Raw genomic sequence first — 12,512 nt, 5'->3', positions numbered from 1 at the left:
GAGGTTTTTGAAATGATGGAAAAATATATATTGGCGCTCGATCAAGGCACGACAAGCTCGCGAGCTATTTTATTTAATAAGAAAGGGGAAAAGGTTCATACGGCCCAGCAGGAGTTTAAGCAGTATTTTCCAAAATCAGGTTGGGTTGAGCATAATGCCAATGAAATTTGGGGCTCTATTTTGGCGGTCATTGCCGCCTGCTTGTCTGAATCGGGCATTAGAACGCAGCAGATTGCTGGAATCGGCATTACGAACCAGCGTGAAACAGCGATTGTATGGGATCGCGAGACGGGAGTTCCGATTTACAACGCCATCGTCTGGCAATCCCGCCAAACGGCAGAAATTTGCGAGCAGCTTAAAGCGGGCGGTCATGAGCCTTTGTTCCGCAGCAAGACGGGCTTGCTTATTGATGCATATTTTTCCGGTACGAAAGTAAAATGGATTCTTGACCATGTGGAGGGTGCGCGCGAGAAGGCTGAGCGTGGCGAGCTTATGTTCGGAACGGTCGATACATGGCTGATCTGGCGTCTGTCCGGGCGCAAGGTCCATGTGACGGATTATTCCAATGCGTCGCGTACACTGATGTACAATATTAACGAGTTAAAATGGGATGAAGAGCTGCTGGAACTGCTCACCGTTCCGGCAAATATGCTCCCGGAGGTACGTCCTTCCTCTGAGGTTTATGGCTATACTGACGAATATCATTTCTTCGGCTGCAAAATTCCGATCTCCGGTATCGCCGGCGACCAGCAAGCGGCCTTGTTCGGTCAAGCCTGCTACCAGGAAGGCATGGCTAAAAATACTTACGGCACAGGCTGCTTCATGCTGATGAACACCGGAGAAAAAGCAGTTGTTTCCGAGCATGGCTTGCTGACCACAATCGCTTGGGGGATAGACGGCAAAGTTGAATATGCACTGGAGGGCAGTATTTTTGTAGCTGGCTCTGCTATTCAATGGCTGCGGGATGGCCTTCGCATGCTGCAAAATGCGACGGACAGCGAGCAATACGCCGCACGCGTCGATTCAACGGAAGGCGTCTATGTCGTACCGGCGTTTGTTGGACTAGGCACGCCATATTGGGATAGCGACGTGCGCGGTGCGGTATTTGGGCTGACACGCGGCACGACCAAGGAGCATTTTATTAGAGCGACGCTTGAGGCGCTCGCTTACCAGGCGCGCGATGTGCTTGCGGCTATGGAGGCTGATTCTGGGCTAACGCTGAAAACGCTGCGCGTCGATGGCGGAGCCGTGAAAAATGACTTCCTGATGCAGTTCCAGAGCGATATTCTCGGCGTTCCGGTCGAGCGTCCAGTCAATGCGGAAACGACTGCGCTTGGGGCGGCATATTTGGCTGGACTCGCCGTAGGCTTCTGGAGCAGCCGCGAGGAAATTATGGAGCAGTGGCACAAGGAGCGGGTGTTCCAGCCAGCAATGGAGGAAGAGCGTAAGGAAAAGCTCTATATCGGCTGGAAAAAAGCAGTTAACGCTGCGAGGGCGTTTAAATAAAGCGAGGCTAGTTGAAACCGCAAGGCAGCGAGGGGCTGCTTTGCGGTTTTTTATGTGCGAAAAGGATGCTGCCACTACGGAACCGCAATGTCGTTTCCGTTTGTACAGCAAGTGACTTGAACCTGTGATTTGTCTGCTTTCAAACTAGATCCGCTGCTTGTATCGTTTCCTTTTCCTTTGTTATCCCCTTAGCTCAGAAACGAAGTGGAAGAAACGATCGGTGGAACGATCTTGAACGATCGACGGAAGAATCCTTGCCCTATTGGTTGGAGAAGATAAGGACGATTATGTAAATTGTTTTAGCGTCCAGCCTAAGTCATTTTTCTGAGCTAAGGGGATAACATAGGTAAAGCAATCTGGCAGAAGCAACAATTAAGGCAGGTTGCTGCGGCTCGGCATGATATAATGAAGAGGCTAGTGGGAATATTGAATTCAAAATGAATTAAATATGCATTTACAGGAATATTCCTTTTGAAGTATACTTAAATAGAGAACAAGTCTGGAGTAGATTTATGATGATGAAAGCGATGACTTTCAGCGCTTTAGCCGAGCCGAACCGCCTTAGTATCGTGGAGCTTCTGCGTGACGGTCCGCTGCCCGTAGGCGCTATTGCACAGCAGCTGGAGCTGAACCAGCCCCAGACGTCGAAGCATCTTCGCGTGCTCAGCGACGCGGGACTGGTGGAGGTGCAGCCGGCTGCCAATAAGCGAATTTACAAGCTGAGGCCGCAATCTTTACAGCAATTGAATGAATGGTCGGAGACGTTCCGGAGCATGTGGGAGCAGCGTTTTGACAATTTGGAAGCTTATTTGAAGGAGCTTCAGAAGCAAGAGGCAGCACAAGCACAGCAACAGATTACAAAGTTGAAGATGGAGGATGAACATGGCTGAACAATTGGAAATTACAAGAGAACTGCATGCGCCGCGTGAGCTGGTATTTAAAGTGTGGTCTGAGGTAGAGCATTTGAAAAAATGGTGGGGGCCGACCGGGCTGGAGATTAGCTATGCCAAACTGGATTTTAGACCGGGCGGCATGTTCCATTACAAGATGACGGCGCCAGATGGTACTGAAATGTGGGGCAGATTCGTGTTTGGAGAAATTGTAGAGCCGGAAAAGATCGTCTTCATTAACTCTTTTTCCGACAAGGATGGCAATGCCGTACGTGCTTCTTTCAGTGAAACATTCCCGATTGAAGTTTCCAATACGGTAACGTTCACCGAGCAGGATGGCAAAACCATTCTCACCTTGCGCGGAGGACCGGTTAATGCGACGGAGGAAGAACGCCAATTTTTTATGGGCATGTTCGATTCCATGAGACAAGGCTTTGGCGGAACATTCGATCAGCTCGAAGCACATTTGAAAGAGGTTCAGGCAGGCTAAGCCTTTTAAACCTAGTAATTATGCAAGCTTTAATCAACGTCCCAAGGCTGTTTCTTTCGCAGTGCAAGCTGCAAAGGGGACAGTCTTTTTGTTATGCAGTGCTCAGATATGGAATGAAGGCGATCTTTACAGAGGCGGCGTGTTTTGCTAGAATAACAAAGATTAATTGTTAACCTATATTAAATTATTTAGGTTAACAATTAAATGCCAAGCGGCTTTTTATTCGGTGGGGAGGCAGCTCGTATGATGATGGAGCAACAGCTTATTGGAAGCAAGTGGGAGGAAATGGCGCAAAAAGCGCTTGATGGGGAATGCCTGACGTTAGCGGATGGACTGTCCATTCTTGAAGGAGAGCAGGAACAATTGTTGCCGCTTTTGCAGGCGGTATTTCGAGTGAGGCAGCATTTTTTTGGCAGGAAGGTGAAGCTGAATATGCTCATTAATGCGAAAAGCGGCCTCTGTCCCGAGGACTGCGGCTATTGCTCGCAATCGATTGTGTCGACCGCTTCGATCCCCAGATACACCTTGCTTGATAAAACGACGCTGCTAGCCGGCGCACGTGAAGCAATGGCTCGAAAGGCGGGAACCTACTGCATAGTAGCAGCAGGCCGGGGACCTACAGACAAGGAGCTCAGCCAAGTGGTGGAGGCGGTGCGGGAAATTCGCGCGACGATGCCGCTGAAAATTTGTGCCTGCCTTGGGCTGTTGAAAGAGGAGCAGGCGAAGCGTTTAGCTGATGCAGGCGTACATCGGTACAATCATAATTTGAATACGAGCCCAAAGTATTATCCTTCCATTACAACGACACATACCTATGAACAGCGTGTACATACGGTACAAACCGCTAAAGCCCACGGTCTTTCGCCGTGCTCGGGCGTTATTATCGGCATGGGAGAAACGAATGAGGAAATCGTTGAAATGGCATTCGCTCTGCGTGAGCTTGAGGCAGATTCCATCCCAATTAACTTTCTCCACGCGATACACGGTACGCCTCTTGAGGATGCAGGCTGCATACCGCCGCTGCAAGCATTAAAGGTGCTGGCCCTGTTTCGTTTAATCTGTCCGTCGCGGGAAATTCGCGTCGCCGGGGGACGAGAACACAGCTTGCGATCGCTTCAGCCTTTAGCGTTATATGCTGCGAATTCGCTGTTTGTAGGCGATTATTTGACGACAGAGGGGCAAGATATCACTGCCGATCATCAGATGATCGAAGACCTGGGCTTTGAAATTGAACGAAACGCGCTATAATTAATGGTTGCCCCGCCGTTTGCTTTCAGCCTTCTTAGCTTTGGAAAGGAATTCATAGAAAATTGTCGAATTCTAGGAGATGCATATGAAGAACATATGCTGTAGCAAGCAAGGACAGAGTTAGTGGGGAAATTAGTTCTAAGTTAAGCGGGCTTATTGAAAAATGGGAGCAAGCTCGAGAAGGTATGACGCAGGAGGAGATTGATGAAATTTCGGAGCTGGTGGAGCGGCTGGATGTGAGCATTGGCACATTCGAAAAACTGGCGGAGAATGACAAAAGCGCGGGGGTATTGATTGATTTTATGAATAGTACTTTGGATACGAAGCTCAGTGAATCGTGACATGGATCATTCAGGAAATAAAATAGGACGCGTATGGTTTGAGGAGCGTACCGCTCATCACGAAATTGCCGTCTACGATACGATGGAGCTGGATGGGGAAAAGGGACGCTTCCGCGTTTTGCAATTTTCCGGAGAGGCGACGCAGGGAGCGCTTGATCTGAAACGCCCGGAGCGTATATTGTTCGAATATCCGCGGGCCATCATTCATTTAATGGAAAGCAATCAAGCCGCTTTCGAAAATGTTTTTCTCATCGGTCATGGCATCGGCACGATAGCCGGTTATTTTGCAGAGAAGTCGTTTAAAGTTGCCGAGCTTGACGAGACGGTGGTGCAGCTGAGCCGAACGTTTTTTGGCTACAATCAGGATAATGTTATCATTGGTGATGGACGGGCTTTGCTTGCTGGCGAAGCGGACCGTGCTTATGATTACGTCATTGTGGATGCTTTCACCCGTGAGGGGACGCCGCGGCAGCTTGTGTCGCTGGAGTTTTTTTGCTTGATTCAGCAGAAGCTGAGCGAAGGCGGCGCAGTGATTTTGAATCTGATGGGCAGGGGAGAGCGGGATCGGCTCATTCATGCTATTATGTTGACGCTGGGCGAGCTGTTCGCTTGCACCAAAGCGTTTATTTTGCCCGCGGATGGAGCCGCTGACCTGCAAAATATCATTATTATCGGCAGCGACAAGCCGATTGCTTTTCAAGCTCGCCAGATGGCTGGCTTTGTGGAGCTGGAGCCCGGTCAAGGCTATATCATTCGAGATTGAGAGCTTCGTAAAGTGAAAAATAAAGCGGCGGCCGCGAGCGCATTCGCTGCGCCCCGGGCTGAACCAATTGGGCTCCTCATCAATGTGCGTGAGCATCGTGTCTCCAAAAGAACAAAAGAAGAAAAGAGCATAGGACAAGCGCCTGTGCTCTTTTCTTGTCTATTTCTGCTTTTTCTTAGTCGGTGCATGATGGAAACTCCGCATTTGCAAGCTATATGAGCTTTGCGTGTGAGCAAGCTATAGCTTGAGCCCGCCCAGGCTCGCGCCAGTTGCGAACAAGCGCTCAATTCGCTTCTCCACCGCTGGATCGGCAATGAGCGGCGGCGCTTGATGCGGTTTCGTGCGCGCATCGATAATGACGTTATCGCAAGCCCAGTGCTTATGCTCATAGCTGCTATTTACCCCGTAAATATCATGGGATGGGTTGCTGCGCGTAAACGTAGCCCACAGGAAGTTATCCACTTTTGCACTTAAAAACGTGCTGTCGTCGCATAAAATAATCATTGGGCAGGACGGCAGCGGCCCCTTCTCGGCAATCGCTTCGCTCAAGCCCTGCAATTGCGCCTTCGCGTCGGCATAGCTTGTGAAAGCTGGCCCTTGAATGGCTACGATGCCTGGCATAACGAGACGTGCGTTCTCAAATCCGCGAAGTTCCTTGAGCGCATCAGGCGTCTCGCGGCACAGCTCGCGTTTCTTCTCCCCATAAGCGGCAAAGACGACCTTGCTGCCTTCATTAAGCCCCGTACCCGAATAGTCCAGCGTATCGATCGTCGTATTCGTATAAAAATGAATATCCCGCCGCAGCTCAAGCCGCTCCAGCACATAGGCGAGAAATTCCGCCTCATGATGCGTTGTTACAGGCTGCTTGTCCTCCGCCGTAATAAATAAATATTTGGCCAGGCTGAGCTGTCCTGTGCCCAAAATCCGGTTTGCCAGCGTCAAAATTTCCGTTGGCCGCTTCACCTGCTGATACGGCGTATACCGCTCACTGCCAATCGCGAACAGCAGCGGATGCACGCCTGCTGCATCGACGGCGTGGACTTCCTTCACGCCGGGAATTTCCTGCTTGATGGCGTCTCCCGTAAGCTCATGGATAAGCGCTCCGAAGGCGGTATCCTCCTGCGGCGGCCTGCCAACAACCGTAAACGGCCAGATCGCATTTGGCTTCGCATACACTTTATGCACCTTCATCAGTGGAAACGGATGCGTCAGACTGTAATAGCCAAGGTGGTCGCCAAATGGACCTTCCGGCTTCGTCTCGCCGGGATGGATTTCCCCAGTAATGACGAAATCCGCGTCATTGCTTAGTACAAACCCGTCTCGATAGCTGTAGCGGAAACGGCGTCCTGCGAGCAAACCAGCGAATGTCATTTCGCTTAAGCCTTCTGGCAGCGGCATAACAGCCGCCAACGTATGGGCAGGCGGTCCGCCGACGAAAATGCTGACCTTCAGCGGCTTGCCCAGCTTGTTCGCCAGATCCTGATGAATGCCAATGCCGCGGTGAATTTGGTAATGGACGCCGATTTCCTTATTCAGCTCATAATCATTGCCGCTAAGCTGAACGCGGTACATGCCGAGATTCGCATTCATGAGTCCCGGCTTGCCCGGCTCCTCGGTAAATACCTGAGGCAGGGTGACGAAAGCGCCGCCGTCGCCTTGCCAATGCTTAATGAGCGGCAGATCGGAAATTTGAATTTCCTGCGCCGCTACCGGTACGCTGCCGGAGCTTTGCTTCGGCAGTGCTTTCCATGCTGCGAGACCCGTTCCGATATGTCCGAACGGGTTTTTCAGCGCTTTCATTGGATCGCCGCGTAAATCCATGACGCGCTCGACGGACTCCCATGTATGGCGGAACATAAACTTGCTCCGCTCAACCGTTCCGAACAAATTCGATATGGCACGAAATTTGGAGCCTTTTACATTTTCGAACAATAGGGCGGGACCGCCAGCTTCAAATACCTTCATATGAATCGCCGCCATTTCTAAATGGGGGTCGACCTCTTCCTTTATCCGGACGAGATGTCCGTTCTGCTCTAAATCCAATACACATTGTTCCAAGTGGCGATACATGTTGAAATAGCTCCGATCTATATGAATTTTGCGAAATGATTCTCTGCTTAAAAAACCCGTTATCTCTAGTTAAAACGAATTAAAACCCCTTGTCAAATTTGCCGCCTAATCTAGTGAACAGGTTCAAAATTTAATAGAGTTCAGATGTTGAGATTTACACAGCAAGGTGCATAAACATACACTGTAACCAGATTCTATTCCAGTCACACGTCATAAATTCCAAAATTAGATAGAGTCGAGTCGGGATAAAGGGAGGGCAGCTGGCGTCGAACGAAATTGAAACTATAAATCATGTGGAGGAGATTACATGCTACACACAGTTATTGTGCCAGTAAACCAGGATTATAACATTTTGAACTTATTTACGGATTCATTGCTGCGGACAGTAAGCCCATCCACCCAGATTATCTTCATCAATGACGGTTCCGGCACAGCAGTCAGACAGCATTTGGACAAGCTTCAGTCAGAGTGCAAGGAAGGCGTGACGGTGGAGATTTTGCAGCACGACTATCCGCTTGGATGCGCCGTTTCTATTAATAGCGCGCTGAAAATTGCACAGGGGCAATATATTTATTTTCTCGATTCCGACACGATCCTGAATCACAATTGGCAGCAGTTGATGAGCGAGACGCTCGACAGCAGCGACGAGATCGGCATGGCGGGCGGCGTGCTGCTGTATCCACAGACAGGCGGCGTCCAGCATTGCGGCATTGCATTTGCGGATACGATAGGCCGTCATCTCTTCCTGAACGCTTCCCCTATGGATATTCCGAAGCAGACGTTTTCCGTACAGCTCGTCATATTCGCGATGTTCGGTATGAAGCGCGAGGTGTATGAGAAGGTGGGGCTGCTCGACGAAAAGTTTTTCAACGGCTACGAGGATTTCGATTACCAGATGAGAGCGCGGGCAGCCGGCTATGACATCGTCATTAATCCGGAGGTTTTGGCCTATCACTGGGAGCGCAGCAGCGGCATTCACCGCAGCTTCAATCGCAAAAACAACCTGGCCCGCTTCTGGAAAAAATGGGGCAGTGACATCAAGGCTGATATTTGGCCGTTCATGTTTGACCATCTGAAGTCGCATCTGGAGCAGCAGGATCCAGCAGCAGCGGCGCTGCCGATGATTGGCGTCGATTTGGCTGAGGTGCGCAGCGACGCGGACATGTTCTGGAGCCAGCTTCGGGAGGCAGAGTTCGCCACGCTGACAGAAGTATATGACTATTCGAACCGCTTCAACTCGAATGGGGCGATTTGGCTGCCGCAGGTGCTGGGCAAGGAGCTCATTCAGAGCCGCAGCCGTCTGTTGTTTCTAGTAGACAACTTTACGCGGCTGCTGGAAAATCGCTACTGGATTGAAATGCGCCACGCCCACCGGGCACAGGATTTGATCATTGACCTCTACGGCAATGTCATCTCCATCGACCGGATTTACGAAAGCTGCTGGCCAGGAACAAAGGTGCGCTAGAACGCGATAAATGGAGGAGAAACCATGAAGACGAGAGAGGAGCAGGCGGTGTTTACCCAAAGCCTGCAATGGTTGGAGCGCGTGCAGCAATTGATTCCGAGCGGATGCAGCACGCTGGCAAAGACGCCAGAGCGCTTATTCCCCGGCGAAACGGCCATCTGCTGCGTAGAAGCCAGACAATCCAGATTTATCGATATCGACGGCAATGAGTGGCTCGATTGCGAGATGGCGATGGGCACCGCCTCATGGGGACATGCCCGTGAGGAAGTGCAAGCGGCGATTGTAAAGCAGCTCGCCAAAGGGACAAGCTTCTCAGTGCCCGCTGATGTGGAGCTGACGGCAGCGGAGCTCATACTCGCCCGCTTCGAGCAGCGTTATGCGGCACTGCGCTTCTGCAAAGGCGGAGCCGATGCGGTTAGCGGCGCGGTTCGGCTGGCACGAGCCTACACCCGCAGGACGAAGGTGATGGCAACGGCTTATCACGGCTGGAGCGACTGGTCGGCGTATGGCTATTACGGCGGAGATGCGGAAGCGATGGGGATTCCGGCGGAAATTCGCAATAGTACCGTTTGGGTTCCGCATGCAAGCCTGCGGCGGATCGAAGACGAGGTGCGCCGGCATGGCGACCAGCTGGCCTGCATCGTGTTATGCCCCAGCGAGTGGCAGCGCGAGGAGCTGGCAAAGGTGATGGAGCTGGCCGCACGCCACAGCATTCTAATCGTATTCGACGAGGTAACGTCGGGCGCAAGAATGGGCAAGCAGGCGACTGCAGGCGAATACGGGCTGTGGCCGGATATTCTTTGCTTGTCGAAGGGGCTGGCGAATGGCCTGCCGCTGGGCGTCGTACTGGGATCAGAGCCGATTATGCGGCTATGTGGACAGGTCAAGTTCAGCAGCGCCCATTCGAGCGAGACGATCGCGCTGGCAGCGCTTATTGCCTGCGAGAAGCTGATGCAGGCGGCACCAAGCTGGCCAAGCTGGCGCGGCGGTACCGAGAAGCTGATGGCAGAGCTGCAGGCTCAGCTGGATGCGCTGGGGCTGACAGAGGAGCTGGCACTGCACGGCACCTATGCGAGCTTCTGCCTTAGGTCACGGGCGGAGCAGGACTTTTACCGCGATCCCTTCCGCGCTTATATGATGAAGCGGCTCGCTCAGCAGGGGATTTTTACGAAAGGCTTCTTCGTCTTCTCGGATGCTCATTCGGAGGCGGAGCTGCTGCTCGTACAGGAGTCGCTTAAGGAAGTTTTGCTGGAGTGGAGCAAACAAGAACATAAACATAGCAAGTCGGCAGTTTAACCTATTATTCACGAATAGAAAGAGGAGGCAAGTTAATGAAAGCATTAGTATATCAGGATTATCGCAAGGTGGAACTTCTGGAGATGGAGGAGCCGACCATCGGGTCGCCGACAGGCGTCAAAGTTAAAATTTTTGGCTCGGGCATTTGCGGAACAGATCTTAACATTGTAAAAGGAAAAATTCCGGCCAATTCCGGCACGATTATCGGGCATGAAGGGGTTGGAACCGTCGTTGAGGTTGGCCCTAAAGTAAGAAGCGTTAAAGTAGGCGACCGTGTGCTCATTGATCCGACCCAATCGTGCGGCATTTGCTCCTATTGCCGTGAGGGGCTGCACTGCTACTGCGAAAATTTCGAGGATCATCAGGTTGGCATGACCATCCACGGCACTTTCGCGGAATATTATGCGGGCGAAGAAAGATATGTGTTCAAAATTCCTGACACGATGAGCTGGGAAGCGGCAATGATGGTCGAGCCGCTGGGCTGTGTGCTCAACAGCTTTTTGAAAGCCCGCGTTAAACCGAGCGATTCGGTGCTGGTGCTGGGTTCCGGCGCGATTGGCTCCTTGTGCCAGCTTGTTGGCAAGCGGCTTGGCCGCCTGACCGTAGGCACAGAGGTGGATGAATACCGTAAAAGCTTCGCTGCGAACATCGCTGATTATGTGTTCCATCCTCAGGAGCTGACGCTTGAAAAAGTGCTCGAAATTAACAATGGCCATAAATTCGATATTATTATTGATGCGGTCGGCAATCAGCTGCATGTCGCTCTGGAACTGATCGGCAAGGGCGGCAGAATTATTCCAATGGGCTATGACGACAGCTATGAAGTATCGTTTAAGCCGACTGATTTTATTAATAACGGGGTAAATGTCATTGGCGATGTAGCGGTTCATCAAATGATCAGCACGGCGCTCAAGTTTGCTCAAAGCTTGCCGGAGCTCGAAAATATGGTCACTTCAACCAAAAAGCTGCAGGACTACGAAGGCGCTTTTAATGAAACGATTGGTTATGACATGAGTACAGGCGCGCCAAGAGCGATGACCTCCGTGAAGACGGCACTTATTTCATAATGTAGGTTAAGGCAAGGGCGTTATGGCTGCGCGACGAATGGCTTACGGGGCGCCGCGCAGCAATGACGCATGAAGAAGAGGGGATGAGCCTTAAAGATGAAGCTGCTTGCCGATTTGCCAAAAAATCCGCGGTATTCGATTTTTCTGGAGCCGCTCTGGGCGATTCCTGGAACGATCGTTTTGTTTTATGCGCCGCTCTATATGAAGGATGCCGGACTGAGCGATATTGAAATTGGGCTGATTAATTCCATTAACCTATATTTTGCTTTTGTGTTTCAATTATTTGCCGGGTCGATTACGAATAAGCTGGGCCGCAAGCGCACCTCGCTCATTTTTGATATTGTAGCCTGGAGCATTCCAATGTTTATTTGGGCGTTCTCGCAAAGCTTCTGGCTGTTTATGATTGCCTACTTATTAAATGCGACGTCCAAGTTCGTCACCGTGTCGTTCAATTTGCTCATTATTGAAGATGTCGAGGAGCGAAAGCGACCGAAAGTTTTTGGCATCATGAATATGATTATTACCGCAGCAGGCGTGCTTACACCGCTAGCGGGCTTTGTCATCGCCGATTTCGGTATCGGGAAGACACTCGCCGTCATTTATTTTGCCGGAGGCGTGATGATGACGATTATGTTCATTGTAAGGAACAGGCTGACGGAGGAGACGGAGGCGGGCAAAGAGCTCATTGAGGTACATAGCCAGACCAAGGTGCTGAAAAGCTTGGGAGCCAGCCTGCGTCTATTCGGCAAAGCGTTCTATACCCGCCGGCTGTTCCCGATTATTTTGATAACGGTGCTGTCCAATTTTATTTTGCAGCTGAATTTTTTTCAGGTCGTGTTTTTCAAAGAGGAGCTGCATTTCGGTGATTGGACGATTTCCTACATTCCAGTCGTCACTGCGGTGACGGTCATGGTGCTATACTTGGTCGTCATTCCTCGGCTGAAACAGCGCTCGGATGAAAAATACGTTAGTCTGTCGATCGCCTTATGCACCGCCGGCTCCTTGCTGCTGCTCTTTATTCCTTCCGGCAATGTGCCGCTGCTCATGCTGACGATTATTATATTGGCGGCAGGAACGTTTATTTTGCAAACGTACCGGGATGCGCTGCTGATGAATCGCCTCGGCACGCATGAGAAGGCAGATATGTTTTCGGCCGTACAGACGGTCATGACCCTTATTGCTATCCCCTCTGGTTATTTGACGGGACTCATCTATAACTATAATCCGAAGCTGCTGTTCGCCGTCATTGTTGCGCTGTATATGGTGCTCATGGCTGTCGTGTTTTTCCTCCCGCTTCCTTCCAGGCAACAGCAGGTTATGAAAGCGAACCATCATGTCTAATAACCATTTATGACAAAAGAAGGTTTTCTGCTAAA

Annotated in this window: 11 protein-coding genes; 10 read left to right on the top strand and 1 reads right to left on the bottom strand. The window is 51.0% G+C overall.

Annotation, left to right across the window (positions count from 1 at the left end; all coding sequences use genetic code 11):
* Positions 1 to 15 precede the first annotated feature (15 nt).
* The 6 genes from glpK (at position 16) to WH37_RS08435 (ending at position 5,238) form a co-directional block, all read left to right on the top strand.
* Positions 16 to 1,506 (top strand): glycerol kinase GlpK, encoded by a 1,491-nt coding sequence (gene glpK, locus WH37_RS08455; protein WP_046230335.1) that lies wholly within the window; start codon positions 16 to 18, stop codon positions 1,504 to 1,506.
* A gap of 518 nt (positions 1,507 to 2,024) precedes the next feature.
* Positions 2,025 to 2,396 carry an ArsR/SmtB family transcription factor gene (locus WH37_RS08450; RefSeq protein ID WP_046230334.1) on the top strand — a complete coding sequence of 124 codons (372 nt, stop codon included), beginning with the start codon at positions 2,025 to 2,027 and terminating at the stop codon, positions 2,394 to 2,396.
* Positions 2,389 to 2,886 carry an SRPBCC family protein gene (locus WH37_RS08445; protein ID WP_046230092.1) on the top strand — a complete coding sequence of 166 codons (498 nt, stop codon included), beginning with the start codon at positions 2,389 to 2,391 and terminating at the stop codon, positions 2,884 to 2,886. The genes WH37_RS08450 and WH37_RS08445 overlap by 8 nt, the downstream gene beginning before the upstream one ends.
* Before the next feature lie 249 nt (positions 2,887 to 3,135).
* Positions 3,136 to 4,134, top strand: a complete 999-nt coding sequence (gene bioB / locus WH37_RS08440; RefSeq protein WP_143088437.1) for a biotin synthase BioB — start codon at positions 3,136 to 3,138, stop codon at positions 4,132 to 4,134.
* 185 nt (positions 4,135 to 4,319) lie between these two features.
* Positions 4,320 to 4,475, top strand: a complete 156-nt coding sequence (locus WH37_RS35430; RefSeq protein ID WP_156182261.1) for a hypothetical protein — start codon at positions 4,320 to 4,322, stop codon at positions 4,473 to 4,475.
* Between the two features lies 1 nt (position 4,476).
* Positions 4,477 to 5,238, top strand: a complete 762-nt coding sequence (locus WH37_RS08435; protein ID WP_046230090.1) for a spermidine synthase — start codon at positions 4,477 to 4,479, stop codon at positions 5,236 to 5,238.
* 237 nt (positions 5,239 to 5,475) lie between these two features.
* Here WH37_RS08435 and WH37_RS08425 read toward each other — a convergent pair whose 3' ends face one another.
* Positions 5,476 to 7,308, bottom strand: a complete 1,833-nt coding sequence (locus WH37_RS08425) for a UbiD family decarboxylase (protein ID WP_046230088.1) — start codon at positions 7,306 to 7,308, stop codon at positions 5,476 to 5,478.
* 307 nt (positions 7,309 to 7,615) lie between these two features.
* Between WH37_RS08425 and WH37_RS08420 the strand changes: the two genes are divergently transcribed.
* The 4 genes from WH37_RS08420 to WH37_RS08405 all read left to right on the top strand — a co-directional run bounded on the left by WH37_RS08420 (position 7,616) and on the right by WH37_RS08405 (position 12,477).
* A complete protein-coding gene (locus tag WH37_RS08420) occupies positions 7,616 to 8,773 on the top strand; it encodes a glycosyltransferase family 2 protein (RefSeq protein ID WP_046230087.1) in 1,158 nt (385 codons plus the stop codon).
* A gap of 24 nt (positions 8,774 to 8,797) precedes the next feature.
* Complete coding sequence (locus WH37_RS08415; protein ID WP_046230086.1) at positions 8,798 to 10,069, top strand: aminotransferase class III-fold pyridoxal phosphate-dependent enzyme; 1,272 nt, start codon at positions 8,798 to 8,800, stop codon at positions 10,067 to 10,069.
* 35 nt (positions 10,070 to 10,104) lie between these two features.
* The gene (locus WH37_RS08410; protein ID WP_046230085.1) at positions 10,105 to 11,136 is read left to right on the top strand and encodes a zinc-dependent alcohol dehydrogenase; all 1,032 of its coding nucleotides are present in this window, start codon (positions 10,105 to 10,107) and stop codon (positions 11,134 to 11,136) included.
* Positions 11,137 to 11,232: 96 nt separating this feature from the next.
* Positions 11,233 to 12,477 carry an MFS transporter gene (locus tag WH37_RS08405; RefSeq protein ID WP_052736879.1) on the top strand — a complete coding sequence of 415 codons (1,245 nt, stop codon included), beginning with the start codon at positions 11,233 to 11,235 and terminating at the stop codon, positions 12,475 to 12,477.
* The last annotated feature ends 35 nt before the right edge of the window (positions 12,478 to 12,512 follow it).

The sequence above is a fragment of the Paenibacillus algorifonticola genome, from assembly GCF_000971975.1.
In the GTDB taxonomy this organism is placed as follows: Bacteria; Bacillota; Bacilli; order Paenibacillales; family Paenibacillaceae; genus Pristimantibacillus; species Pristimantibacillus algorifonticola.
The sequence above is the reverse complement of the archived record's forward strand: the minus strand, read 5'-3'. Positions and strand labels throughout refer to the sequence as shown.